Annotated in this window: 23 protein-coding genes; all 23 read right to left on the bottom strand. The window is 59.6% G+C overall.

What is annotated here, in order from left to right:
• Positions 1 to 15: 15 nt before the first annotated feature.
• Positions 16 to 144 carry a hypothetical protein gene (locus AB4N43_RS27250; RefSeq protein ID WP_256218451.1) on the bottom strand — a complete coding sequence of 43 codons (129 nt, stop codon included), beginning with the start codon at positions 142 to 144 and terminating at the stop codon, positions 16 to 18.
• 490 nt (positions 145 to 634) lie between these two features.
• On the bottom strand, positions 635 to 2,098 hold the full coding sequence (nuoN, locus tag AB4N43_RS27255; protein WP_027925104.1) for an NADH-quinone oxidoreductase subunit NuoN: 1,464 nt from the start codon (positions 2,096 to 2,098) through the stop codon (positions 635 to 637).
• A gap of 7 nt (positions 2,099 to 2,105) precedes the next feature.
• Positions 2,106 to 3,638, bottom strand: a complete 1,533-nt coding sequence (nuoM, locus tag AB4N43_RS27260; RefSeq protein WP_027925105.1) for an NADH-quinone oxidoreductase subunit M — start codon at positions 3,636 to 3,638, stop codon at positions 2,106 to 2,108.
• Positions 3,639 to 3,678: 40 nt separating this feature from the next.
• Positions 3,679 to 5,532: an NADH-quinone oxidoreductase subunit L gene (gene nuoL / locus AB4N43_RS27265; protein ID WP_027925106.1), complete on the bottom strand. Its 1,854-nt coding sequence runs from the start codon at positions 5,530 to 5,532 to the stop codon at positions 3,679 to 3,681.
• Positions 5,529 to 5,837: an NADH-quinone oxidoreductase subunit NuoK gene (nuoK, locus tag AB4N43_RS27270; RefSeq protein WP_007946416.1), complete on the bottom strand. Its 309-nt coding sequence runs from the start codon at positions 5,835 to 5,837 to the stop codon at positions 5,529 to 5,531. Before nuoK ends, nuoL begins: the two co-directional genes overlap by 4 nt.
• A 2-nt stretch (positions 5,838 to 5,839) precedes the next feature.
• Positions 5,840 to 6,343, bottom strand: a complete 504-nt coding sequence (gene nuoJ / locus AB4N43_RS27275; protein ID WP_027925107.1) for an NADH-quinone oxidoreductase subunit J — start codon at positions 6,341 to 6,343, stop codon at positions 5,840 to 5,842.
• 9 nt (positions 6,344 to 6,352) lie between these two features.
• The gene (gene nuoI, locus AB4N43_RS27280) at positions 6,353 to 6,898 is read right to left on the bottom strand and encodes an NADH-quinone oxidoreductase subunit NuoI (protein ID WP_007946418.1); all 546 of its coding nucleotides are present in this window, start codon (positions 6,896 to 6,898) and stop codon (positions 6,353 to 6,355) included.
• A 12-nt stretch (positions 6,899 to 6,910) separates the two neighbouring features.
• The gene (nuoH, locus tag AB4N43_RS27285) at positions 6,911 to 7,918 is read right to left on the bottom strand and encodes an NADH-quinone oxidoreductase subunit NuoH (protein WP_027925109.1); all 1,008 of its coding nucleotides are present in this window, start codon (positions 7,916 to 7,918) and stop codon (positions 6,911 to 6,913) included.
• Positions 7,915 to 10,629, bottom strand: a complete 2,715-nt coding sequence (gene nuoG / locus AB4N43_RS27290) for an NADH-quinone oxidoreductase subunit NuoG (RefSeq protein WP_059182580.1) — start codon at positions 10,627 to 10,629, stop codon at positions 7,915 to 7,917. Before nuoG ends, nuoH begins: the two co-directional genes overlap by 4 nt.
• A 138-nt stretch (positions 10,630 to 10,767) precedes the next feature.
• Entirely contained in the window at positions 10,768 to 12,123 is a 1,356-nt protein-coding gene (gene nuoF / locus AB4N43_RS27295; protein WP_059182581.1) for an NADH-quinone oxidoreductase subunit NuoF, read from the bottom strand.
• The gene (gene nuoE, locus AB4N43_RS27300; protein WP_008020715.1) at positions 12,120 to 12,617 is read right to left on the bottom strand and encodes an NADH-quinone oxidoreductase subunit NuoE; all 498 of its coding nucleotides are present in this window, start codon (positions 12,615 to 12,617) and stop codon (positions 12,120 to 12,122) included. Before nuoE ends, nuoF begins: the two co-directional genes overlap by 4 nt.
• 2 nt (positions 12,618 to 12,619) lie before the next feature.
• Positions 12,620 to 14,404 carry an NADH-quinone oxidoreductase subunit C/D gene (gene nuoC / locus AB4N43_RS27305; protein ID WP_027925112.1) on the bottom strand — a complete coding sequence of 595 codons (1,785 nt, stop codon included), beginning with the start codon at positions 14,402 to 14,404 and terminating at the stop codon, positions 12,620 to 12,622.
• 72 nt (positions 14,405 to 14,476) lie between these two features.
• Positions 14,477 to 15,151 (bottom strand): NuoB/complex I 20 kDa subunit family protein, encoded by a 675-nt coding sequence (locus AB4N43_RS27310; RefSeq protein WP_007946424.1) that lies wholly within the window; start codon positions 15,149 to 15,151, stop codon positions 14,477 to 14,479.
• 10 nt (positions 15,152 to 15,161) lie between these two features.
• On the bottom strand, positions 15,162 to 15,575 hold the full coding sequence (locus AB4N43_RS27315; protein WP_003223812.1) for an NADH-quinone oxidoreductase subunit A: 414 nt from the start codon (positions 15,573 to 15,575) through the stop codon (positions 15,162 to 15,164).
• A 578-nt stretch (positions 15,576 to 16,153) separates the two neighbouring features.
• A complete protein-coding gene (aceA, locus tag AB4N43_RS27320; RefSeq protein ID WP_027925113.1) occupies positions 16,154 to 17,479 on the bottom strand; it encodes an isocitrate lyase in 1,326 nt (441 codons plus the stop codon).
• 474 nt (positions 17,480 to 17,953) lie between these two features.
• On the bottom strand, positions 17,954 to 18,715 hold the full coding sequence (locus AB4N43_RS27325; protein WP_460152312.1) for a secretin N-terminal domain-containing protein: 762 nt from the start codon (positions 18,713 to 18,715) through the stop codon (positions 17,954 to 17,956).
• 166 nt (positions 18,716 to 18,881) lie between these two features.
• On the bottom strand, positions 18,882 to 19,307 hold the full coding sequence (locus AB4N43_RS27330; protein ID WP_027925115.1) for a GNAT family N-acetyltransferase: 426 nt from the start codon (positions 19,305 to 19,307) through the stop codon (positions 18,882 to 18,884).
• A complete protein-coding gene (locus AB4N43_RS27335) occupies positions 19,300 to 20,469 on the bottom strand; it encodes a ribosomal protein uL16 3-hydroxylase (protein WP_027925116.1) in 1,170 nt (389 codons plus the stop codon). Before AB4N43_RS27335 ends, AB4N43_RS27330 begins: the two co-directional genes overlap by 8 nt.
• Before the next feature lie 86 nt (positions 20,470 to 20,555).
• Positions 20,556 to 21,926 carry an adenylosuccinate lyase gene (purB, locus tag AB4N43_RS27340; RefSeq protein ID WP_027925117.1) on the bottom strand — a complete coding sequence of 457 codons (1,371 nt, stop codon included), beginning with the start codon at positions 21,924 to 21,926 and terminating at the stop codon, positions 20,556 to 20,558.
• Between the two features lie 123 nt (positions 21,927 to 22,049).
• Complete coding sequence (gene hflD, locus AB4N43_RS27345; RefSeq protein WP_027925118.1) at positions 22,050 to 22,673, bottom strand: high frequency lysogenization protein HflD; 624 nt, start codon at positions 22,671 to 22,673, stop codon at positions 22,050 to 22,052.
• A complete protein-coding gene (mnmA, locus tag AB4N43_RS27350) occupies positions 22,670 to 23,803 on the bottom strand; it encodes a tRNA 2-thiouridine(34) synthase MnmA (RefSeq protein WP_027925119.1) in 1,134 nt (377 codons plus the stop codon). Before mnmA ends, hflD begins: the two co-directional genes overlap by 4 nt.
• 59 nt (positions 23,804 to 23,862) lie before the next feature.
• On the bottom strand, positions 23,863 to 24,309 hold the full coding sequence (locus tag AB4N43_RS27355) for an NUDIX hydrolase (protein ID WP_027925120.1): 447 nt from the start codon (positions 24,307 to 24,309) through the stop codon (positions 23,863 to 23,865).
• Positions 24,310 to 24,414: 105 nt separating this feature from the next.
• A complete protein-coding gene (locus tag AB4N43_RS27360; protein WP_027925121.1) occupies positions 24,415 to 26,640 on the bottom strand; it encodes an NADP-dependent isocitrate dehydrogenase in 2,226 nt (741 codons plus the stop codon).
• Positions 26,641 to 26,888 lie beyond the last annotated feature (248 nt).

The raw sequence follows: 26,888 nt of genomic DNA on the forward strand, positions 1-26,888 counted from the left end.
TACCCCCCCGTTTTTTTAAACGGCTTCCAGCTCGGCCTGTTCAGTCTCGGTCAGTTGCAGTTCTTCAATTTGCTCTGCAGTAGGGGCGTCCTGTTGTTCAAGGTCGATGACTTTGTTGGCGTTCCAGCTTACGAGATAACCCATGTTTAGACTCTCTTTGTTGTTGGTTGGTGAGTGTGCCAAATCAAGCACGAAGCAACTGTATGAGTTAGAAATTGATCGGTCAAAAATGACTGAAAGTTTCAGTGTTGTTATTGTCGCTGTAATGAAATAAGTGCACATCAATCGGCGATTGACGATTGTGATTCGTAAATAGGGGTAGAGCCCGGGTTGATGATGCATTCGCGTCCGCAATTGGGTCGAATGGCATGAGAGATAGTTCAGCTCGTTTAGTACGGTAAATCGCAATAATTAACGGATTAGCAATTTTTTCTGGAGGCGCGTAGAGACTTTTCCTATCGTGTTTGAAGTCTCTTCGGACAGCCGTAAAGGTGCTACCCATCAAGCTCAACCGGAAAGGCATTTGCTACCCGCACAAAAGCGTATTTGGGGGGCCGCCATACCAAATCCCACAAACGCAAAAACGGCACCCGAAGGTGCCGTTTCTGTTTTCGACCGAGTGTCGCTTAAGCGATCAACCCGCCAAGCCGGCCTGTTGAACCAGGACCAGCAATGGCTGCGGGTAAACGCCGAGGAAGAACGCGACCAGCGCGATAGCCAGCAGCATCACGCCGCCTGCACGTTGTTCCCAGTGCAGTTGCGCATCGTGGCGACGCAGGTTCGGCTCGATCAGGTACAAAGTGACCATCACACGCAGGTAGTAGAACACGCCGATGGCGCTGCCCAGTACCAGGGAACCGACCAGCCACCATTGATGCGATTCGACACCGGTGGCGATGATGTAGAACTTGCCGATGAAGCCCGCGGTCAGCGGGATACCGGCCAGGGACAGCATCATCACGGTCAGTACGGCGGTCAGGTACGGACGGCGCCAGAACAGGCCGCGGTATTCGTACAGCGCGTCTGCGTCACGGCCGTTGTACGGCGAGGACATCAGGGTGATCACGCCGAACGCGCCGAGGCTGGTGATCACGTAGGTGACCAGGTACACGCCGATGGCTTCCACGGCCAGACCCTTGCTCGCGACCAGGGCGATCAGCAGGTAGCCGAAGTGGGCGATGGACGAGTAACCCAGCAGACGCTTGAGGTTGCTCTGGGTCAGTGCCAACAGGTTACCGAACAGGATCGACGCGATGGCGATGATGGTCAGTACGTCGCTCAGCACACCGCTGCTTGCCGCTGGGGAGATCTGGAACAGACGCACCATTACCGCGAACACCGCGACTTTGGAAGCGGTTGCCAGGAACGCGGCCACCGGTGCCGGAGCACCTTCGTACACGTCCGGTGTCCAGAGGTGGAACGGTACCAGCGACAGCTTGAACGCCAGACCGATCAGCATCATGCCCAGGCCCAGTTGCGCCAGCGAGCTTGGCAGGCCAGTGGCGGCCAGCGCCTGGCCGATACCGACGAAGCTCAGGCTGCCCGAATCGGCGTACAGCAGTGCCATGCCGAACAACAGGAACGCAGAACCGGCGGCCGACAGCACCATGTACTTGATACCGGCTTCCAGCGAACGCTTGTTGAAGAAGGCGTAGGCCACCAGACCGTAGACCGGCACCGACAACAGTTCCAGACCGATGAACAACCCGGCCAGATGTTGCGCGCTGACCAGAACCAGGCCGCCGGCGGCGGACATCAGGATCAGCAGGTACAGTTCTTCGCGGTTGCCCGGGTAACCCGAACCGCCATCGCCGAGGTAGGCGTGGGCGAGGGTCACACAAGCGAGGGTGGCGACCAGGATCAGCGCCATGTACAAGCAGGCAAAGCTATCGATTTGCAGCAACGGGGTCACGGCCAATGGCGCGACTTTCAGGGCTGGCAGGATCGACAGCAACGCCAGGTTCAGGCCCGCCACGGAAATCAGGAAGGTCTGCGAGTGGTTGCGGCGCCAGGCAATCGCCAGCATCACCACGATGATCGTGGCGCTGGTGATCAACAACGGCGCTAGCGCGATAAAGTGTTGAGTCGTGAATTCCATAGCGCTCTTACCGGGCCGAAGCGAGTTGAGTGAAGGCGGAGCCGAGCCACTGCTGCACGCCATGCATCGTCGCGGCAGAGGTATCGAGGAACGGTTGCGGGTACACGCCGATGTAAATCAGCAGCGCCGCCAGACCGACCACCATGATCAGTTCGCGACCATCCATGCCATGCAACACCGCGTCCGACTTGGACGGGCCGAAGTAGGCACGGTGGATCATGATCAGCGAGTAGACCGAACCGAACACCAGGCCCGACGTTGCGATCGCGGTGATCCACGGCGCAGCGGCGAAGGTGCCGATCAGGATCAGGAACTCACCGACGAAGTTACCGGTACCCGGCAAGCCCAGGGACGCCGCAGCGAAGAACAGGCTGATGGCCGGCAGGTAAGCAATCTTCGACCACAGGCCACCCATTTCACGCATGTCGCGGGTGTGGGTGCGCTCGTACAACTGACCGCTCAGGATAAAGAGTGCCGCCGCCGACAGACCGTGTGCCAGCATCTGCATCACCGCGCCCTGCAGCGCCAGTTGGCTGCCGGAATAGATGCCGATCAACACGAAGCCCATGTGGGAAACGGAGGAGTAGGCGATCAGACGCTTGATGTCGGTCTGGGCGAAGGCCAGGAACGCACCGTAGAAAATCCCGATCAGACCCAGGGTCATGGCAATCGGCGCGAACTCGGCCGAGGCATTCGGGAACAGCGGCAGGGCGAAACGCAACAGGCCGTAAGCCGCCGTCTTCAACAAGATACCGGCCAGGTCGACCGAACCTGCGGTTGGCGCCTGGGCGTGAGCGTCAGGCAACCACGAGTGGAACGGTACGACCGGCAGCTTCACCGCGAAGGCGATGAAGAAACCGAGCATCAGGATGTACTCGGTGGTCATCGACATCTTGGTCTTCAACAGGTCGGCGTAGTTGAAGGTAATCACGCCGGTGTTGTTGAAGTTGACCAGCACCAGACCCAGGATCGCCACCAACATGATCAGGCCGGACGCCTGAGTGAAGATGAAGAACTTGGTCGCCGCGTAGATCCGGGTTTTCTTGCCGTCCGAAGAACTGTGACCCCAGAGCGCGATGAGGAAGTACATCGGCACCAGCATCATTTCCCAGAAGAAGAAGAACATGAACAGGTCGAGGGCGAGGAACACGCCGACGACACCGCCCAGGATCCACATCAGGTTCAGGTGGAAGAAGCCAACGTGACGTTGAATCTCTTTCCACGAGCAAAGGACCGAGAGGATACCCAGCAGACCGGTCAGCAGGATCATCAGCAGCGACAGGCCGTCGAGGGCCAGGTGCACGCTGATGCCGAAACGCTGGATCCAGATGTGCTTGAACTCAAGCGCCCAGGTCGGATCGGCGCCAGGCGCCGGAGCAAATGAATAGTTACCGTGGGCCCACAGCCAGAGGCCGAGTGCGAGTTCCAGGGTCATGGTCAACAGCGCAATCCAGCGGGGGAGGGTGGCGCCGAAGCGCTCACCCATCCAGCACAGCAGGCCGCCGATGAAGGGGATCAGGATTAGCCAAGGCAGAATCATGACGGGCTCAATTCCTTTCGCAAGTTCGCAAGGTTCATATTCAGACCGCTACCAGCACGATGGCGCCGATGACCAGCACGGAGCCGGCTGCCATCGAGGCTGCGTACCAACGCAGTTGACCGGTTTCGGTACGGCTCAGGGCGGTGTGGCCGCCTTTGGCCATACGCGGGATCAGACCGATGGTCTGGTCGAGCGGGTCTCTGCGCAGTACGTGGCTGATCGCAAGGTATGGCTTGACGAACAGTTTGTCGTAGATCCAGTCGAAGCCCCAGGCAGCGAACCACCAGGCCGAAAGGAAGCGGCCGATGCCGCTGTTGGCGATAGCAGTGACGAAACGACGCTTGCCGAGGAACAGCAGCGCGGCCAGCAGGATACCGGCCAGGGCGATAGCGCCCGAGGCGATTTCCAGGCTGTGCTTGGCTTCGCCGCCGGCATGGCCGACGCTTTCGGGCAGCACACCGTGCAGCGGCGGAACGATCATGGCGCCGACGAAGGTCGACAGCACGATCAGCACCGACAGTGGCAGCCAGTGAGCGATACCGTGACCCGCATGCGCTTCGGTCTTCGCTTCACCGTGGAACGCGATGAAGATCAGGCGGAAGGTGTACAGCGAGGTCATGAATGCGCCGACCAGACCTGCGTACAGCAGACCGTGGTTGCCGCTGGCGAACGCTTCCCAGAGGATTTCATCCTTGGAGTAGAAACCGGCGGTGACCAGTGGCAGGGCAGACAGTGCCGCGCCGCCGACGATGAAGCTGGTGTAGGCCAGCGGCAGTTTCTTCCACAGGCCGCCCATCTTGAAGATGTTCTGCTCGTGGTGGCACGCAACGATCACCGCACCGGAGGCAAGGAACAGCAGCGCCTTGAAGAAGGCGTGGGTCATCAGGTGGAAGATCGCGCCTTCCCATGCGCCAACGCCCAGCGCCAGGAACATGTAGCCGATCTGGCTCATGGTCGAGTAGGCGAGGATACGTTTGATGTCGGTCTGCACCAGTGCCGCGAAACCGGCGAGCACCAGGGTCACGCCGCCGACGATGCCGACGAGGTGCAGGATGTCCGGCGCCAACGCAAACAGGCCGTGGGTACGGGCGATCAGGTAAACACCAGCGGTCACCATGGTTGCGGCGTGGATCAGTGCCGAAACCGGAGTAGGACCGGCCATCGCATCCGCCAGCCAGGTTTGCAGCGGCAGTTGCGCGGATTTACCGACAGCGCCGCCCAGCAGCATCAGGGTCGCCAGAACGATCCAGAAGTCGCCGACCTTGAAGTGCTCAGGTGCCTTGACCAGCAACTCCTGGATGTTCAGCGTGCCCAACTGTTGGAACAGGATGAACAGGCCGATGGCCATGAACACGTCGCCGATGCGGGTGACGATAAAGGCTTTGAGTGCCGCGTTACCGTTGTTGCGGTTGCTGTAGTAGAAACCGATCAACAGGTACGAGCACAGGCCCACGCCTTCCCAGCCGAAGTACAGGAACAACAGGTTATCGCCCAGGACCAGGAACAGCATGCTGGCGATAAACAGGTTGGTGTAGGCGAAGAAGCGCGAGTAACCGGCTTCACCGCGCATGTACCAGGACGCGAACAGGTGGATCAGGAAGCCGACGCCGACGACCACACCGAGCATGGTGACCGACAGGCCATCCAGGTACAGCGCGAAGTTCGGCGTAAAGCCTTCAACCGCCATCCACTGCCACAACACCTGGGTGTAGTGACCGCCCTCAGGCGGGGCGACGTTGAATTGCCAGATCACGTAAGCCGTGACGATGGCCGACAGACCGATGGAACCGACGCCGATCAGCGCCGACAGGTTTTCCGAGAAGCGGCCGCGTGAGAACGCCAGCAGCAGGAAACCTATGAGAGGGAATACGAAAGTCAGATAGAGAAGATTCATCCGCGCATCTCGCTGGCAGCGTCGATATCGAGAGTGTGGAAGCGGCGATACAGCTGCAACAGAATCGCCAGGCCAATACTGGCCTCGGCGGCTGCCAGGCTGATCACCAGGATGAACATGATCTGTCCATCCGGCTGCGCCCAGCGGCTACCGGCAACGATGAACGCCAGTGCGGAGGCATTCATCATGACCTCCAGGCTCATCAGCACGAAAAGGATGTTGCGGCGGACCATCAGGCCGACCAGACCGAGGCAGAACAGGATGCCGGCGACCGCCAGACCATGCTCCATAGGGATAGCAGGCATCGTCATTGCTCCTTGGCTTCGTTGCGGCCCAAGTGGAACGCCGTGACGGCTGCAGCGAGCAGCAGCATCGAGGCGAGTTCAACCACCAGCAGGTACGGACCGAACAGGCTGATGCCCACGGCCTTGGCGTCTACAGTGGTGTGGCCGATGGCCTGGCCGCTGGAATGGCTGAACAGTACGTACAGCAGTTCAACCAGCAGCAGGGTGCCGAGGGCGACCGGGCCGAGCCAGATACCGGGCTTGAGCCAGACGCGCTCTTGCTGAACCGAGGCCGGGCCAAGGTTCAGCATCATCACCACGAACACGAACAGCACCATGATGGCGCCAGCGTAGGCGATCACTTCCAGGACACCGGCAAACGGTGCGCCGAGGGCGAAGAACGTCATGGCCACGGCGATCAGCGAAATGATCAGGTAGAGCAGGGCGTGCACAGGGTTGGTGTTGGTGATCACGCGAAGCGTGGACACCACAGCGATACCCGATGCGAAATAGAAAGCGAATTCCATCTTTCTTCCTTAAGGCAGCAAGCTCTTCACGTTGATCGGCTGGGCTTCGTTCTGCGCGGAGCCTTTCGGCTTCCCGGCAATCGCCATGCCTGCAACACGATAGAAGTTGTAATCAGGGTTTTTGCCGGGGCCGGAGATCAGCAGATCTTCTTTCTCGTACACCAGGTCCTGACGTTTGAACTCGGCCATCTCGAAATCCGGTGTCAGCTGGATTGCGGTGGTCGGGCAGGCTTCCTCGCAGAGGCCGCAAAAGATGCAGCGCGAGAAGTTGATGCGGAAGAAGTCCGGGTACCAGCGACCGTCTTCGGTTTCAGCTTTCTGCAGCGAGATGCAACCCACCGGGCACGCCACGGCACACAGGTTGCAGGCTACACAGCGCTCTTCGCCATCAGGGTCGCGGGTCAGGACGATACGGCCACGGTAGCGCGGCGGCAGGTACACGGCTTCTTCCGGGTACTGCAGCGTGTCGCGCTTGCGGAAGGCGTGGCCGAAGATCATCACCAGGCTGCGAAGCTGGGTGAAGAAGCCATGCACGATGTCAAATATGTACTTCATGATTCTCTATCCTCACTGAGCCGCGACGGCGGGCGTGTTGAGCAACACGATCGCAGCGGTCACCAGCATGTTGACGAGGGTCAGCGGCAGGCAGAACTTCCAGCTGAAATCCATCACTTGGTCATACCGTGGGCGCGGAATCGAAGCGCGCAGCAGGATGAAGATCATGATGAAGAACGCGGTTTTCAGTGCAAACCAGATGAACGGGATCTGCGGCAGGATATCGAACGGACCGTGCCAGCCACCGAAGAACAAGGTCACCAGCAGCGCCGAAATCAACACGATGCCGATGTACTCACCGACGAAGAACATGCCCCATTTCATGCCGGCGTATTCAATGTGGTAACCGTCTGCCAGTTCCTGTTCCGCTTCCGGCTGGTCGAACGGGTGACGGTGAGTCACGGCGACGCCAGCGATGAAGAAGGTCAGGAAGCCGAAGATCTGCGGAATGATGAACCACAGGTGCTGGGCCTGGTAATCAACGATGTCGCGCATGTTGAACGAGCCGACCTGGATCACGATGCCCATCAGCGACAGGCCCATGAACACTTCGTACGACACGGTTTGTGCCGAAGCCCGCAAGCTGCCCAACAGGGCGAACTTGTTGTTACTCGACCAACCGGCGAACAACACCGCGTACACCGACAGACCGGCCATGGCGAAGAAGAACAGGATGCCGATGTTCAGGTCCGCCACACCCCAGGTCGGGGTGATCGGGATGATCGCGAAGGCAATCAGCAGGGCGCTCATGGCCACGACCGGTGCCAACGTGAAGATCATCTTGTCGGCGAACGGCGGGGTCCAGTCTTCCTTGAAGAACATCTTGATCATGTCGGCCGCGATCTGGAACGCGCCGAACGGGCCGACGCGGTTCGGACCGTAACGGTCCTGCCAGAGGGCGAGCAAACGACGCTCGACCCAGCTGAGCAGCGCGCCGCACACCACTACGGCGAGCAGAATCACGATGGCCTGAATGACTGCGATGATCACGTCGATCACTTCAGGAGTGAACCAAGTCATTGCGCTGCCTCCTGCAGACCGTCAACGGATTTGCCAAAGATCGCTGGCGGAATGCCGGCGATGCCCGCAGGCAATGCAACCAGACCGGCACCCAGTTCTTCGTTGATGCGCAGTGGCAGACGCAGGGTCTGGCCAGCCACGTTCAAGCTGAGCATGGCACCGTCATTGACACCCAGGCGATCGGCTTCGGACTTGGCCAAGGCAACGTAAGCGGCCGGGATGCGTTCCTGAACCGGCGCGGCTTTGGACGAGGTCTCTTCGCTGCCCAGCAGGTGGAAGAACGGCACAACCTGCCAGGTGCCCGGAGCCGGATTGAACGCACGCGGCACAGCGGCGAACCAGTTCAGCGAGTCACCGGTGCTTTCGATCAGGCGGGTGCCCGGGTCGCCAGCGCGGATGTGACCACCGACTTCGTCCTGGAACTTGTTCCAGGCTTGCGGCGAGTTCCAGCCCGGAGACCAGGCGAATGGCACTTGCTGACGCGGTTCGACCGAGCCCGAGTAACCTTCCATCGAGAAGTTGAACGCGGTGTCGATGTCTTGCGGGGTACGCGGTTCGTGCACGCTGATGTCAGCACGCATGGCGGTACGACCGGAATAACGCAGCGGTTCGCGGGCCAGTTTCATGCCCTTGATGCGGAACGCGGCGGACGGTGCGGCATCAACGATGCGCGCCAGTTGCGGCGTGCTCGAGGCGACGGCAGCGGTGACGTGGTCCAGCTGGGTCCAGTCGATCGGCTGGTTCAGCAGGGTCGCGCGCAGGGCATGCAGCCAGCGCCAGCCTTCGTGAACCAGGATGCTCGCGTCCATGTACTTCGGATCAAAGACCTGGAAGAAGCGCTGGGCGCGGCCTTCCTGGCTGACCAGGGTACCGTCGCCTTCAGCGAAGCTGGCGGCTGGCAGAACCAGGTGCGCGCGATCGCTGGTGGCGGTTTTTTGATGGTCGGCAACGATCACCACTTTCGCGGCGGTCAGGGCGGCATCAACCTTGGCTTTGTCGGTACGGGTGTACAGATCGTTTTCCAGCACGACGATGGCGTCGGCCTTGCCGTCGATGACTGCTTGCAGTGCGGCGTCGACCGAGTCGCCACCGAGCATGGCCAGGCCGAGGCTGTTGGCCTCTGGCACGATCAGGCTGATGGAACCGTTCTTCTCGCGCAGCTTCAAGGCCTTGGCGATGTTTGCCGCCGCTTCGATCAGCGCCTTGGAACCCAACGAGGTGCCGGCAATGATCAATGGGCGCTTGGCCGCGAGCAGGGCGTCGGCGATGCGCTTGGCCAGTTCGAGGGCTTCAGCGTCCAGGCCTTCAACGGCTGGAGCGCTGGCGTCGAGGGCGTGAGCCACGGCGAAACCGATGCGGGCCAGGTCGTCCGGTGCTGCGTGAACGCATTCTTCGGCGACGTCGTCGAGCTTGGTTTCAGCCAGGCTGGCGATGAACAGCGGGTTCAGCGCGTGCTGACCGATGTTCTTCACGGCGGCGTCGAGCCAAGGCTGAACGCGCATGGCATCGGCCATGTCTTCGGCTTTGCCTTTGACCGATTGACGCAGGGACAACGCCATACGCGCTGCAGTCTGGGTCAGGTCTTCGCCGAGGACGAAAATCGCGTCATGGTCTTCGATGTCGCGCATGTTCGGGATCGGCAGCGGGCTGTCTTTGAGCACCTGCATGACCAGACGAATGCGCTCCAGCTCGGCCGCTTCGATACCGGAGTAGAAGTGCTCGGCGCCGACCAGTTCGCGCAACGCGTAGTTGCTTTCAAGGCTGGCACGCGGCGAACCGATACCGACGATGTTGCGACCGCGCAGCAGGTCTGCGGCTTTGTCCAGCGCTTCGTCGAGGCTCAGCTTGGCGCCGTTGGCCAGCAGAGGCTGACGCGGACGGTCTTCGCGGTTGACGTAGCCATAGCCGAAACGGCCACGGTCGCACAGGAAGTACTGGTTGACCGAACCGTTGAAACGGTTTTCGATACGACGCAGTTCACCGTAGCGCTCGCCCGGGGAGATGTTGCAACCGCTGGAGCAGCCATGGCAGATGCTCGGCGAGAACTGCATGTCCCACTTGCGGTTGTAGCGCTCGGAGTGAGTCTTGTCGGTGAACACACCGGTCGGGCAGACCTCGGTGAGGTTGCCGGAGAACTCGCTTTCGAGGGTGCCGTCTTCAACGCGACCGAAGTACACGTTGTCATGGGCGCCGAACACACCGAGGTCGGTGCCGCCGGCGTAATCCTTATAGAAGCGTACGCAGCGGTAGCAAGCGATGCAGCGGTTCATTTCGTGGGAAATGAACGGGCCCAGTTGCTGGTTCTGGTGGGTACGCTTGGTGAAGCGGTAACGGCGTTCGTTGTGGCCGGTCATTACCGTCATGTCTTGCAGGTGGCAGTGACCGCCTTCTTCACAGACCGGGCAGTCGTGAGGGTGGTTGGTCATCAGCCATTCAACGACGCTGGCGCGAAACACTTTCGCTTCTTCGTCGTCGATGGAGATCCAGCTGCCGTCGGTCGCCGGCGTCATGCACGACATGACGATACGACCACGCTTGTCGTTCTCGTCGGTGTACTGCTTGACCGCGCACTGGCGGCAAGCGCCAACGCTGCCAAGGGCTGGGTGCCAGCAGAAATAAGGGATATCGAGGCCTAGCGACAGACATGCCTGTAACAGGTTGTCTGCCCCATCGACTTCGAGCTCTTTGCCGTCTACGTGGATAGTGGCCATGGTTCAAAGTTCTTCGTTGGCCCGGTGTCAGCGGGCGTGGCTAATGGAATCTTGTTATTCGTCCGAATCCAAACAGCCCATAAAAGGCGTCATCGAACGAGAAGGCGAAGGGCACGGACCCTTCGCCTTTTTAAGCGTTTACGCGCCGACTACGATCGGCCTTGCCAGAGGCGGGACGACGGCGCTGACAGGCGCGATGCCGGCTTCGAACTCATGGCGGAAGTATTTGATTGCGCTGCCCAACGGCTCCACGGCGCCCGGTGCGTGAGCACAGAAGGTCTTGCCAGGGCCGAGGAAACCGACCAGACCCAGCAGGGTCTCGATATCGCCGGCTTGCCCTTCACCGTTCTCGATCGCACGCAGGAGCTTGACGCTCCACGGCAAACCGTCACGGCACGGGGTGCAGAAACCGCACGACTCACGGGAGAAGAACTCTTCCATGTTGCGCAGCAGGGACACCATGTTGACGCTGTCGTCCACCGCCATGGCCAGGCCGGTACCCATACGGGTGCCCACCTTGGCGATGCCGCCGGCGTACATTTGTGCGTCCAGGTGTTCCGGCAACAGGAAACCGGTACCGGCGCCGCCAGGCTGCCAGCACTTGAGCTTGAAGCCGTCGCGCATGCCGCCGGCGTAGTCTTCGAACAACTCACGACCGGTGACGCCGAATGGCAGTTCCCACAGGCCCGGGTTCTTGACCTTGCCGGAGAAGCCCATGAGCTTGGTGCCCATGTCTTCACTGCCTTCACGGGACAACGATTTGTACCAGTCCACGCCGTCGGCAATGATCGCCGGCACGTTGCACAGGGTTTCAACGTTGTTCACGCAGGTCGGCTTGCCCCACACGCCAACGGCGGCAGGGAAGGGCGGCTTGGAACGCGGGTTGGCGCGGCGGCCTTCGAGGGAGTTGATCAGTGCGGTTTCTTCACCGCAGATGTAACGCCCGGCGCCGGTGTGGACGAACAGTTCGAAATCGAAGCCGCTGCCGAGAATGTTCTTGCCCAAAAGGCCGGCTGCCTTGGCTTCTTCCACGGCACGGTTGAGGTGCTTGGCGGCAGTGGTGTACTCGCCACGCAGGAAGATGTAGCCACGGTAGGTTTTCAGCGCGCGAGCACTGATCAGCATGCCTTCGATCAGCAGATGGGGCAGTTGCTCCATCAGCATGCGGTCTTTCCAGGTGTTCGGCTCCATCTCGTCCGCGTTGCACAGCAGGTAGCGGATGTTGATGGATTCGTCTTTGGGCATCAGGCCCCACTTAACGCCCGTGGGGAAGCCTGCACCGCCGCGACCTTTCAAGCCGGAATCTTTCACGGTCTGGACGATATCGTCCTGAGCCATGTCGGCGAAGGCCTTGCGCGCAGCGGCGTAACCGTTCTTGGCCTGGTACTCGTCGAGCCACACGGCTTCGCCGTCGTCACGCAGACGCCAGGTCAGCGGGTGAGTCTCGGCCGAACGCTTGATGCGGTTGGCAGGACCGAAGGAAGTCAGGGTCATACGTAGCCCTCGAGCAATTTGGCAACGCCGGCAGGCTGCACATCACCGAAAGTGTCGTCGTCGATCATCAACGCCGGCGCCTTGTCGCAGTTGCCGAGGCAGCAGACCGGCAGCAGGGTGAAACGACCGTCGGCGGTGGTCTGACCCAGGCCGATGCCCAGCTTGCTCTGGATTTCGCTGACCACGGATTCGTGACCACCGATGTAGCAGACCATGCTGTCGCAAACGCGAATGATGTGACGGCCCACGGGCTGACGGAAGATCTGGCTATAGAAAGTAGCCACGCCTTCAACGTCGCTCGCCGGGATGCCGAGGATCTCGCCGATGGCGTACAGAGCGCCGTCCGGCACCCAGCCACGTTCCTTCTGGACGATCTTCAAGGCTTCGATCGACGCCGCGCGCGGGTCTTCGTAGTGATGCAACTCGTGCTCGATGGCCGAGCGCTCGGTTTCACTCAAGGTGAAACGGTCTGTCTGGATAAGCGTGCTATTCATGCTTAGCGGTCCACGTCGGCCATAACGAAATCGATACTACCCAGGTACGCAATCAAGTCCGCGACCATGCTGCCTTTGATCACCGAAGGGATCTGCTGCAGGTGCGGGAAGCTTGGGGTACGAATCCGGGTGCGGTAGCTCATGGTGCCGCCATCGCTCGTCAGGTAATAACTGTTGATGCCCTTGGTCGCTTCGATCATCTGGAAGGATTCGTTGGCCGGCATGACCGGGCCCCACGAAACTTGCAGGAAGTGCGTGATCAGGGTCTCGATGTGCTGCAGCGTGCGCTCTTTCGGCGGCGGCGTGGTCAGCGGGTGATCCGCCTTGTACGGGCCTTCCGGCATGTTGCGCATGCACTGCTCGATGATCTTGATGCTCTGGCGCATTTCTTCGACGCGCACGATGCAACGATCGTAGGCATCGCCATTGGCGGCCAGCGGCACTTCGAATTCGAAGTTTTCGTAACCGGAGTATGGACGTGCCTTACGCAGGTCGAAGTCGCAACCGGTCGAACGCAGGCCGGCACCGGTGACGCCCCATTCCAGGGCCTCTTTGGTGTTATAGGCGGCGACGCCGATGGTCCGGCCACGCAGGATGCTGTTGTCCAGGGCGGCTTTCTGGTATTCGTCCAGACGCTTTGGCATCCACTCGACGAAGTCTTTCACCAGTTTTTCCCAGCCGCGCGGCAGGTCGTGGGCGACGCCACCGATGCGGTACCAGGCCGGGTGCAGACGGAAACCGGTAATGGCTTCGATCACCGTGTACGCCTTTTGACGGTCGGTGAACGTGAAGAACACCGGGGTCATGGCGCCGACGTCCTGGATGTAGGTCCCCAGGAACAGCAGGTGGCTGGTGATCCGGAAGAACTCGGCCATCATGATGCGGATGACGTCGACCTTCTCAGGCACTTTGATGCCGGCCAGCTTCTCGACCGAGAGCACGTACGGCAGGTTGTTCATCACGCCGCCGAGGTAGTCGATACGGTCGGTGTACGGGATGAAACTGTGCCAGGACTGACGTTCAGCCATCTTCTCGGCACCACGGTGGTGGTAGCCAACGTCTGGTACGCAGTCGACGATTTCTTCACCGTCCAGCTGCAGGATGATGCGGAACGCACCGTGCGCGGAAGGGTGGTTGGGGCCGAGGTTGAGGAACATGTAGTCCTCGTTCGCACCGGAACGCTTCATGCCCCAGTCTTCAGGCTTGAAGCGCGCGGCTTCTTCCTCAAGCTGTTGCTTGGCCAGGTTCAGGGTGAACGGATCGAACTCGGTGGCACGGGCCGGGAAGTCCTTGCGCAGCGGGTGACCTTCCCAGGTCGGCGGCATCATGATGCGGGTCAGGTGCGGGTGACCGGCAAAGTTGATGCCGTACATGTCCCACACTTCACGCTCGTACCAGTTGGCGTTCGGCCACAGACCGGTCACGGTCGGCACGTTGAGGTCGCTCTCGGACAAGGCGACCTTGATCATCACGTCACTATTACGTTCGATCGACATCAAGTGATAGAACACAGTGAAGTCGGCGCCGCTTGGCAGTCCTTGACGCTTGGTGCGCAGACGCTCGTCCACGCCGTGCAGGTCATAGAGCATGACGTACGGCTTGGGCAGGTTACGCAGGAAGGTCAGGACTTCGACGAGTTTGGCGCGCGCAACCCACAGCACCGGCATGCCGGTGCGGGTCGGCTGGGCGGTGAACGCGTCCGCGCCAAAACGGTTGTTCAGTTCGACGACCACATCCTGGTCGTCTGCCTTATAAGGCGGGATGTACAGAGCACTGCCTGTAGTCATGGTTATTTATCGCTTTCGGTCAACGTAAAGAATGAAGCCAGTGTCGCGTTCTATTAAAGAAGCAGATCTGGATCAGACTTCGTCGGGGCTGCGCAGGTTGGTGACTGCGATTCGCTGTTCGCGGCGCTTTTCCTTCTCGGAAGGCATCTCGGCGCGGTAGACGCCTTGATCCCCAACGACCCAGGAAAGCGGACGACGCTCCTGTCCAATCGACTCTTGCAAGAGCATCAAGCCTTGCAGGAACGCTTCAGGACGGGGCGGGCAGCCAGGCACGTAGACGTCCACGGGCAGGAACTTGTCCACCCCTTGAACGACAGAGTAGATGTCGTACATGCCACCGGAGTTGGCGCACGAACCCATGGAGATAACCCATTTAGGTTCGAGCATTTGCTCGTAGAGACGCTGAATGATCGGCGCCATCTTGATGAAGCAGGTACCGGCGATAACCATGAAATCCGCCTGGCGCGGCGATGCCCGGATAACCTCGGCGCCAAAGCGCGCGATGTCGTGGGGCGCCGTGAAGGCGGTGGTCATTTCCACGTAGCAGCACGAAAGACCGAAGTTATACGGCCACAGGGAGTTCTTGCGCCCCCAGTTGATCGTGCCGTTAAGCACGTCTTCGAGCTTGCCCATGAAGATGTTTTTGTGGACTTGATCTTCTAACGGATCGGAAACGGTTTCCCGTTCGCCAATCGGATACTGCTCGTTAGGAGCATCGGGGTCGATCCTGGTGAGATTGTATTGCATTGCCAAAGCCTCATTGTTTCAGCTTCGCTTGCCGCTTACGACGAGCTTCCGGAGCCCAGTCAAGGGCGCCCACTCGGAATAGGTAGACAAGGCCTGCCAACAGAATTGCTATGAAAACGAGAGCTTCGACGAATCCGGTCCAGCCGCTTTCGCGGACGGACACAGACCATGCAAAGAGAAAGAGGGCTTCGATATCGAAGATCACGAAGAGCATCGCGACCAGATAGAATTTGGCTGAGAGCCGCAGACGGGCGCCACCTGTAGGCAGCATGCCGGATTCGAACGGTTCGTTTTTGCTGCGGCCCCAGGCTTTTGACCCGAGGAGGCTGGAGACGCCGAGCATGAAGGCGCAGAGGCCGACAACGCCCAGAAGGAAAATGGCAAAGCCCCAGTTGTGGGCCATGAGTCCTGTCGCTTCGGGCATGCTGGTAATCCTTAACAGAGAGCAAAGGTCTCTGAGCTTGAAAAGAAACAAAGCAGTGACGATATGTCGCAGCAATCAATCCCGCTGATTTTATGGCACAACACTCAGCAAGTAAAATTCCTATAGCGAAATTATTTACAGGAATAAGGACATAGCGCACCTCCAAAGTCCCCCAGCCCATGCGTTGCGGGCATTAGCCGGGTTTTCATCAATATTGTTTTGTAGGGAATGTAACGAACATAGTTGCGCCTGAATGATAATCAATATTGTTTGCGGTGGTTTTTAATCTGGTTATCCGGGTTGGGGCCGGGAAGTTGCCTTTTATATGCGCTACAGCAAGTAGTGAAGGCGACCTTTTTAGCGGATTTTTCTGACGGCGATACCGCTCTGGATCAATGTTTTCTTCGGGCGCCACCATCCCTGTGAGAGCCGGGCAAGCCCGGCTCTCACAGGATTTGGCGGTGTTCATTAAATCGCGGGCAAAAAAAACGCCCCGAACCAGTCGGGGCGTCAGATGTGCGGCGTTGCGGTTAGCTTTCTAGTCGGTCCGCAGCGGCCGATCGTTCAGGCGAAGCAGATCAGTGGAACTGTTCTTCTTCAGTCGAGCCGGTCAGTGCGGTTACCGAAGACGTGCCACCTTGAATCACAGTGGTCATGTCGTCGAAGTAGCCGGTGCCCACTTCCTGCTGGTGAGCCACGAAGGTGTAACCCTTGGCGGCGTCAGCGAACTCTTGCTCTTGCAGTTTCACGTAGGCAGTCATGTCGTTGCGGGCGTAGTCGTGCGCCAGGTTGAACATGCTGTGCCACATGTTGTGAATGCCGGCCAGGGTGATGAACTGGTGCTTGTAACCCATGGCGGACAGTTCGCGCTGGAACTTGGCGATGGTCGCGTCGTCCAGGTTTTTCTTCCAGTTGAAGGAAGGCGAGCAGTTGTACGACAGCAGTTGGTCCGGGTATTCCTTTTTGATCGCTTCAGCGAAGCGACGAGCCTCGTCCAGATCCGGCTTGGCGGTTTCGCACCAGATCAGGTCGGCGTACGGCGCGTAAGCCAGGCCGCGAGCGATGGCCTGGTCCAGACCGGCGCGCACTTTGTAGAAGCCTTCCTGGGTACGTTCGCCAGTCACGAATGGCTGGTCGTACGGGTCGCAGTCGGAAGTCAGCAGGTCAGCAGCGTTAGCGTCGGTACGGGCCAGGATGATGGTCGGCGTACCGGCAACGTCAGCTGCCAGACGGGCAGCGGTCAGCTTCTGTACAGCTTCCTGGGTAGGAACCAGTACCTTGCCGCCCATGTGGCCGCATTTTTTCACGGAAGCCAGTTGGTCTTCGAAGTGAACGCCAGCGGCGCCTGCTTCGATCATGCTCTTCATCAGCTCGTAAGCGTTCAGTACGCCGCCGAAACCGGCTTCAGCGTCAGCCACGATTGGAGCGAAGTAGTCGATGTAGCCTTCGTCGCCCGGGCCTTTGCCGGCTTTCCACTGGATCTGGTCAGCACGACGGAACGAGTTGTTGATGCGCTTGACCACGGTTGGAACGGAATCCACCGGGTACAGCGACTGGTCCGGGTACATCGATTCGGCGGAGTTGTTGTCCGCAGCAACTTGCCAGCCCGACAGGTAGATCGCCTGGATACCGGCTTTAACTTGCTGTACAGCCTGGCCGCCAGTCAGGGCGCCCATGCAGTTGACGAAATCTTTCTCGGGACGGAAGGATGGCTTGGCGCCCTGGGTGACCAGGTTCCACAGCTTTTCGGCGCCCATTTTTGCAAAGGTGTGCTCAGGTTGAACCGAGCCACGCAGGCGGACGACGTCAGCAGCGGAGTAAGCGCGAGTCACGCCTTTCCAGCGTGGGTTTTCAGCCCAGTCTTTTTCGAGGGCTGCAATTTGCTGTTCGCGTGTCAGTGCCATGGAGATAAACCTCGTCGCGTCTTTTACGGAAAGTTGTTCTGCGGTGGAAAATTCATGCGCTCGCTGACCAGAAGCTAGGTGGTCAAGTCGGATTTGGCGGGGGTGTCGACAGGATGAACGATGGGCTCGAGGGGAAGTGAGCAGGTAAGGGCAAACTGGCGAACGCATTGGGGCATCGTGGGCCTTGGTGCAAACATCAGTGTGAAGCCGGGTTACCTAATTACGCTTCCGTCCCTCGGGACAACTTCGTTCCAGTCGGCAACCTCGTCAAACACACCTTGTGGGCGGTACAGACACGAAGCGGCTCGCGGGGTAGGTGCGAGCATCGCTTCGAAGGCCCTTGCCAGGGCCCCTGATTAGCGGGAGCGAGGCCATCATGCCTTTGCTTTTTTCGATCGTCAAACGTTTTGTAGTGCTTTTTTTCAGGCACTACATCTTTGGTCTAATACGACTAATCAGTCAGTTTTCGGTGGTTTAGTCCAAAGTATCGACTTTCACCCGCAGGGTCATGTCATCCCGGCCCTGAGTAGCGTAGTTGCGGCTCGTGCCCTGTTTGTCGGCTTGGGTCTGGCGATTGACGCCGGCCAGCAGGATCCATTCGCCGAGGCGGCCCGTGACAGTTGTGTCGGTACTTTGCACGTTCACTACATCGGGACGTTCCTGGCTCATGCGGTCACGGTTGGTACTGATCGCCAAGTGAACGATGTCGCCGGTGACGCTGGCGGTGACGTAGAAACCTTGAGTGACGTTGCGGTACTCGGTCTGGCTGCGCAGATCACCGTAGGAATCGGTCTGTGAGCTGGTGAGTGGCACGCTTTGGCCGACCTGAATCAGGGCGGGGGTGCCTTCGCTGGCCTGAATCTGCTGGATGCCACCGTCACGACTGTCGGTGCTGTAATTGATGATTCGGGTCTGGCTTGGCTTGGCACCGTTGACCGAGGCGCCCTGATCGCCTTGAAAGTTGTTTTCATTGGTGTCGACGGTAATCAGCAAGCGCTTGGCGGCGACGTCGAGTTGGCTGATCAGGGTTTTAAGTTCGTCGATCTTGCGTTGATCTGCGTTGACGATCAGCTGATTGCCATAGGCGCTGACCTGGCCTTCCTTGCCAATGAAATCCTGCGCCATGGGCAGCATGTCGGCGCTGGTGCGAAACTTGAGGGGCACGATCTCGGTGGCAGCCATGGCTGAAAAACTGCAGGTCAGCAACAGGGTGGTGAGCAGGGTGCGTAGGGACATATCCGTTATCTCCGACTTCTAATGCCTTGATAGTGCCAGTTTGTCGGCCCGGCGTGGTGCAAGTTGAATCGTAGACAGCAAAACGCCCCGGCATCCGAAAATGGCGGGGCGTTTTGTGGTGTTCTTGCGGGCCTCATCGTGAGCTCGCGATGGGGGTGCCTCGGTATCAAGCCGAGTGACGCACCATGTCCACATGCGGAATCCCGGCTTCCAGGAACTCCTCGCTGAGGATGTGAAAACCCAGGCGCTCATAGAACGCCGTGGCCTGCACTTGCGCGCTGAGCTGTTGCTGCTTCAGCCCGCGTTTCTCCGCTTCACCAATCACTGCATGCATCAGTGCATCGCCGACCTTCAGGCCACGCCAGTCCTTGAGCACCGAAACCCGGCCGATGTGACCATCGGGCAGCAGGCGAGCGGTGCCAATCGGGAAGTCGCCTTCGAAGGCCAGGAAATGCACCGCGGTGGCGTCATCGGCATCCCATTCCAGCTCAGGTGGAACGGATTGCTCGGCGATGAATACCGTCTCACGAATGCGCCGGATCTCGGCGATGTCCTTCTGCCAGTCTGCGACACGTACGTGAATTTTATTCATCAGCAAACCCCAGGCTGCCTTGCTTGATCAATTCGCAGATCAGGCCACGACCGTCTTCGTCAATCAGCCATTCGCCGAGGTTGTCGATGTGCAGTGCGTCAGCGGCGCAAATCATTTTCAGCAGTTCGCGCAACTTGCCCGGCAGGTAACGGCTCTGGCCGCTGGCGAACAGCAGCAGGTCGTCATCGACTTCGGACCAGGCGAGGCGGGCGCTTGGGTTGCGGATCAGAACGGCGCCTTGCTCAAGGCTGGCGAGCAGGTCGTCTTCCTCGATCTCTTCCGGGCCAACCACCAGTTCCGGGTAGCGCGGTTCGGTCATGTACTGGCCAAACCAGGTCAGCAGCAGGCGCTCGTCGCTCATGTGCTCGGCCAGCAGGCTTTTCAGGCGATCAAGGGCGTCGTGCTGGATCTGGTGTGGATCGACCGCAGGCAGGGCGTCGGCGTCGGTGTAACGCTCTTCGTCCGTCAGGAACTGGCTGAGGAAGTCAGTGAAGTGGGTCAGCACTTCAGCGGCGCTCGGCGCACGGAAGCCCACCGAGTACGTCATGCAGTCATCGACCGCGACGCCGCAGTGAGCCAGGCGTGGTGGCAAGTACAGCATGTCGCCCGGTTCCAGAACCCACTCTTCGGTGGCTTCGAATTCAGCGAGGATGCGCAGGTCTGCGTGGGGCAGCAGCTTGCTCTCGGCATCGCACATCTGGCCGATTTTCCAGTTGCGCTTGCCGTGGCCTTGCAGCAGGAACACGTCGTAGTTGTCGAAGTGCGGGCCGACGCTGCCACCGGGGGCGGCGAAGCTGATCATCACGTCGTCAACGCGCCAGCTCGGCAGAAAGCGGAAGTTTTCCAGCAGTTCGCTGACTTCCGGCACAAACTGATCGACCGCTTGAACCAGCAGGGTCCAGTCACGTTCCGGCAGTTTGCTGAATTCGTCTTCGGCAAACGGGCCGCGGCGCAACTCCCATGGGCGCTCGCCGTTCTCGATCACCAGACGCGATTCGACTTCTTCTTCCAGCGCCAGGCCGGCCAGTTCGTCGGCGTCGATCGGGCTTTCGAAATCAGGAATCGCCTGGCGGATCAGCAGCGGTTTTTTCTGCCAGTAGTCGCGCAGGAATTCGCGTGCCGTGATGCCGCCCAGAAGTTGAAGAGGAATGTCAGGATTCATGTGTAACCTATTGAAAAAAACTACTTTTTAGACAGGAATAAAAACGCCCGGCGCGGCCGGGCGTCTCAAGCAGGTCCAGCGGTCAATCAGATACGTTTGGCTTGCTCTACAGCGTTGCCGATGTAGTTCGCCGGGGTGAGCAATTTCAGCTCGGCCTTGGCGGCGGCTGGCATGTCCAGGCCGTCGATGAAAGTCTGCAGCGCTTCTGGGCTGATGCCTTTGCCGCGGGTCAGTTCTTTCAGCTTTTCGTACGGGTTTTCGATGTTGTAGCGGCGCATCACGGTCTGGATTGGCTCGGCCAGCACTTCCCAGCAAGCGTCCAGGTCGGCAGCGATCTTTTGAGCGTTCAGCTCAAGCTTGCTGATGCCTTTGAGGCTGGCTTCGTACGCGATCACGCTGTGGGCGAAGCCGACACCGAGGTTGCGCAGCACGGTGGAGTCGGTCAGGTCACGCTGCCAGCGGGAGATTGGCAGTTTGCTCGCCAAATGCTGGAACAGTGCGTTGGCGATGCCCAGGTTGCCTTCGGAGTTTTCGAAGTCGATCGGGTTGACCTTGTGCGGCATGGTCGACGAACCGATTTCGCCAGCGATGGTGCGCTGTTTGAAATAACCCAGGGAGATGTAGCCCCAGATGTCACGGTCGAAGTCGATCAGAATGGTGTTGAAGCGCGCAATCGCGTCGAACAGCTCGGCGATGTAGTCGTGCGGTTCGATCTGGGTGGTGTACGGGTTGAAACCCAGGCCCAGCTCGTCTTCGATGAAGGCGCGGGCGTTTTCTTCCCAGTCGATCTCAGGGTAGGCCGACAGGTGAGCGTTGTAGTTGCCGACAGCGCCGTTGATCTTGCCCAGCAGCGGTACGGCAGCGACCTGAGCGATTTGACGCTCCAGACGGTAAACCACGTTCGCCAGCTCTTTGCCCAGGGTAGTCGGCGAAGCCGGTTGACCGTGGGTACGCGACAGCATGGGTACATCGGCAAAACGGATGGCCAGTTCGCGGATGGCTTCGGCGGTTTGGCGCATCAGCGGCAACATCACGTCATCACGGCCTTCGCGCAGCATCAGGGCGTGGGACAGGTTGTTGATGTCCTCGCTGGTGCAGGCAAAGTGGATGAACTCGCTGACGGCAGCCAGTTCTGGCAGCTTGGCCGCTTGCTCTTTGAGCAGGTATTCGATGGCTTTGACGTCGTGGTTGGTGGTGCGCTCGATCTCTTTGACACGCTCGGCGTGCTCCAGAGCGAAGTTTTCCGCCAGGGTGTTCAGCACGGCGTTGGCTTCGGCGGAGAACGCCGGCACTTCGCTGATACCAGGGTGAGCGGCCAGGCGCTGGAGCCAACGCACTTCAACCAGAACGCGAGCACGGATCAGGCCGTATTCACTGAAAATCGGGCGCAGGGCCTGGGTTTTGCCGGCGTAGCGGCCGTCAACAGGGGAAACCGCAGTGAGCGAAGAAAGCTGCATGGGGTGTTCTCGGACAGTCGGGCAACGAAATGGGGCGCGTATCATACATGAAAAAATCCGTCGGTCCGTTGCCAACTGACCGGCGTATTACGCGTAATGCGGAGTAAAACTTGTCTGCGCGACTTATTCGTTACGCATCAAGGGGTAAAGCTCTTTCAACAATTTGCGTCGGCTGATCACCAGCTGCCAGCGATGACCGCCCAACTGCCGCCACAGGCGCGCCGAGCGAATTCCGGCCAGCAACAGGGCGCGGATTTTCGAAGCATTGCTTGGCTGTTGCAGGTTGCGCATGTCGCCGTGGACCTGAATCCGTTGGCGCAGCGTGCTCAGGGTGTCCTGGTACAGTGCGCCACACGCGGCGATCACGTTTTCGTGGGCCGGGCCGAAGTGTTCGACCTGGGATTGAATCTGCGGCAAGCGCTTGCCGATCACGTCCAGCATGTCGCCACGCTTGGCCAGTTGACGCTCCAGACCGAGCATCGCCAGGGCGTAACGCAAAGGTTCGCGTTGAAGGGCGCTCGGGTCGCGTTCAAGTGCGCCCACCAGCGCGCGATAACCTTCGCGCAGATTGAGGTCGTCACCGCCGTAGACTTCCAGCGTGTCCTTGGGGTCGCGAATCAGCAGGCTGCCGAGCATGCAGGTCAGGCCGGCTTCGGTGGTCTGGCCGGTCTTGGCAATCTTGTCGACGAGGACGGCAGCGAGAAACACGCCGCCCAGCGCCGTCAGTTGCTCCTGAGTCGGGCTCATTGTGGCTGGCCTTTGCTGGTCCACGGCTCGGCAATTTCGATAACGCCGCCACCCAGGCAGATTTCACCGTCGTAAAACACCACGGATTGCCCTGGGGTGACCGCGCGCTGCGGGTCATCGAAGGTCGCGCGGTAGCCGGTAGCGGTTTTCTCCAGCGTGCAGGGCTGGTCGCTTTGGCGATAGCGGACCTTGGCGGTCAGCTTGCGCGGCTCGGTCAGATCAATCGGGTTGACCCAATAGATGTCCGAAGCGAGCAGGGCACGGGAGAACAGGTACGGGTGGTCATTGCCCTGGCCAACGATCAGTTCGTTGTGTTCCAGGTCCTTGATCAGCACGTACCACGGCTCGTCACTGGCGTCTTTCAAACCGCCGATGCCCAGGCCCTGACGCTGACCGATGGTGTGGTACATCAAGCCGTGGTGACGGCCGATCACTTCGCCTTCGGTGGTCTTGATCTCGCCGGGCTGCGCTGGCAGGTATTGCTTGAGGAAGTCGCTGAAACGACGTTCGCCGATAAAGCAGATACCGGTGGAGTCCTTTTTCTTAGCGGTCGCCAGTTCGTATTTCTCGGCAATCGCACGGACTTCAGGCTTTTCCAGCTCGCCGACCGGGAACAGGGTCTTGGCGATCTGTTCGCCGCCGACGGCGTGCAGGAAGTAGCTCTGGTCCTTGTTCGCGTCCAGGCCCTTGAGCAGTTCGGTGCGACCGTCGATATCGCGGCGGCGCACGTAGTGGCCGGTGGCGATCAGGTCGGCGCCGAGCACCATGGCGTAGTCGAGGAACGCCTTGAACTTGATCTCGCGGTTGCACAGGATGTCCGGGTTCGGCGTGCGACCGGCCTTGTATTCGGCCAGGAAGTGCTCGAACACGTTGTCCCAGTACTCGGCGGCGAAGTTGGCGGTGTGCAGCTTGATACCGATTTTGTCGCACACAGCCTGCGCATCCGCCAGGTCGTCCATGGCGGTGCAGTATTCCGTTCCATCGTCTTCTTCCCAGTTCTTCATGAACAGGCCTTCCACCTCATAGCCCTGCTCGATCAACAGGAGAGCGGAAACGGAAGAGTCCACGCCGCCGGACATGCCGACAATGACGCGCTTCTTTTGTGTGTCAGAAGGGGCTGGATCACGCATAGGGATTCAATGAGTGTCTTGAAAAAGGACGCGATTCTAGCAGGCTGGAGCCCGCAAGGCTAAAGAGAAGGGCGGATCAGTTCGAGACCGAAGTGATTGCCGTCCAGATAATCATCGATACAGCGGATGATCAGCTCACTGCGCCAGTTTGCGCGCTGTTCCAGCAATTCGTCACGCGTCAGCCACTTGGCGCCGACGATGCCGTCATCCAGCTGATAATCCGGGTGGTGTTTGAGCGGTTTTGCCGTGAAGCAGACACGCTGGTAAGTCACGCCGTTGCTCGGGGCGGTGTACAGGTAAATGCCGACTACACCGGTGGCTTCAACGTCCCAGCCGGTTTCTTCGAGGGTTTCGCGTACCGCGGCTTCGATCAGCGTTTCATTCGGGTCGAGGTGGCCGGCGGGTTGATTGAGTACGATACGGTCGTGCTTGAGTTCTTCGACCATCAGGAAGCGGCCATTGTCCTCGACGATGGTGGCGACGGTGATGTGGGGTTTCCAGTCCATGAAGCTTCCTCGATTTCCAAGGTGTAAATGCAGTTAAGTGTAGGAGTGAGCCTGAAAACACAAACCCCGGCGCTTGGCCGGGGTTTGTGATGCATCCTTACAACCTTAAACCAGCGCAGCAACCGCTGCGTTGAAGGTTGGGCTAGGGCGCATGGCCTTGCTGATCAGCTCGGCATTGGCGTGGTAGTAACCGCCGATGTCCACTGGCTTGCCCTGAACGGCGTTGAGCTCGGCAACGATGGTTGCTTCGTTCTCGGTCAGGGTTTTGGCCAGGGTCGCGAACTGCGCTTGCAGTGCAGCGTCTTCAGTCTGGGCGGCCAGGGCCTGAGCCCAGTACAGCGCCAGGTAGAAGTGGCTGCCGCGGTTGTCGATGTTGCCGACTTTGCGCGATGGCGACTTGTTGTTGTCCAGGAACTGGCCGGTGGCCTGATCCAGGGTCTTGGCCAGAACCAGCGCCTTAGGGTTGTTGTACGTCACACCCAGGTGCTCAAGGGACGCGGCCAGGGCCAGGAACTCGCCCAGGGAATCCCAACGCAGGAAGTTTTCTTCCAGCAGCTGTTGCACGTGCTTCGGCGCCGAACCGCCAGCGCCGGTTTCGAACAGGCCGCCACCATTCATCAGCGGAACGATCGACAGCATCTTGGCGCTGGTGCCCAGTTCCATGATCGGGAACAGGTCAGTCAGGTAGTCGCGCAATACGTTGCCGGTCACCGAGATGGTGTCCTTGCCTTCGCGAGTACGTTGCAGGGTGAACTTCATCGCGTCGACAGGCGCCATGATCTGGATGTCCAGGCCGGCCGTGTCGTGATCCTTCAGGTAAGCCTGAACTTTCTCGATCACTACGCCATCGTGGGCGCGCATCGGGTCCAGCCAGAAAATCGCCGGAGTGCTGCTGGCGCGAGCACGGTTGACGGCCAGTTTGACCCAGTCCTGGATCGGCGCGTCTTTGGTCTGGCACATGCGGAAGGTGTCGCCGGCTTCAACCGACTGTTCCAGCAGGGTGCGACCGGCGCTGTCGGAAACCCGAACCACACCGTTGGTCTTGATCTGGAAAGTCTTGTCGTGCGAACCGTACTCTTCGGCTTTCTTCGCCATCAGGCCAACGTTTGGCACGCTGCCCATGGTGGTTGGGTCGAAAGCACCGTTGACTTTGCAGTCTTCGATCACGGCCTGGTAGATGGTTGCGTAGCAGCGATCCGGGATCACCGCTTTGGTGTCGTGCAGCTGGCCGTCGGTGCCCCACATTTTGCCGGAGTCACGGATCATGGCTGGCATCGAGGCGTCGACGATGACGTCGCTCGGCACGTGCAGGTTGGTGATGCCTTTGTCGGAGTTGACCATGGCCAACGACGGACGAACGGCGTAGACCGCCTGGATGTCCGCTTCGATCTGCGCTTGCTGCTCAGCCGGCAGGGCTTTGATGCGAGCGTACAGGTCGCCGATACCGTTGTTCAGGTTGAAGCCGATCTGCGCCAGCACGTCAGCGTGCTTGGCCAGTGCGTCTTTATAGAACTCGGCAACGATCTGGCCGAACATGATCGGGTCGGAGACCTTCATCATGGTGGCTTTGAGGTGAACCGACAGCAGCACGCCCTTGGCTTTGGCGTCTTCGATCTCGGCAGCGATGAAGCTGCGCAGAGCGTTTTTGCTCATGACCGCGCAATCGAGGATCTCACCGGCTTGTACGGTGGTTTTTTCTTTCAGGACGGTGGTGGTGCCGTCTTGAGCGATCAGTTCGATTTTGACGGCGTCAGCGGCTTCGATCAGGGCGGCTTTTTCGCTGCCGTAGAAATCGCCGGCGCTCATGTGCGCAACGTGAGACTTGGAGTCTTTAGCCCAAGCGCCCATTTTGTGCGGGTGTTTGCGAGCGTAATTCTTGACCGACAGCGGTGCGCGACGATCGGAGTTGCCTTCGCGCAGAACCGGGTTTACGGCGCTGCCCTTGATCTTGTCGTAGCGCGACTTGGCGAGCTTGTCGGCGTCGCTGGTCACGGTTTCCGGGTAGTCAGGAACGGCGAAGCCCTGGGCTTGCAGTTCTTTGATGGCGGCTTGCAGCTGCGGTACGGAAGCACTGATGTTCGGCAGCTTGATGATGTTGGCTTCAGGCGTAACAGCCAGGTCGCCCAGTTCGGCGAGGTGGTCGGCTACGGCTTTATCACCCAGTTGCTCGGGGAAGCTGGCCAGAATGCGTCCTGCAAGAGAGATATCGCGGGTTTCAACGGCGATATCGGCCGAGGCGGTGAAGGCCTCTACGATAGGCAACAGTGAATAGGTGGCGAGGGCTGGGGCTTCGTCGGTGAAGGTATAGATGATCTTCGAGCGGGTGGGCATATTCGGATTAACTCTCTCTTCTTTGCTAAAGCGTGCGCAGAAACTCGAGGGGCGCCGGGTAAGCGCGTTCGTTCAAAGTCATCCATGAGCCGAATATCGAGGTTTCGTTGCTGTGATGTTGGGTGCATCAGTAGGGCGTCAAGCATTCGGACTGCGGTAACAGACCGGCTTATAGGGCGGAAAGTCTCGTCATAGAGCCTCTCCACCGTCGTGACCCTTTAGTCAGCGGCGGCATTATACATAGGTAG

This window comes from Pseudomonas sp. S2_B07 (assembly GCF_054668435.1).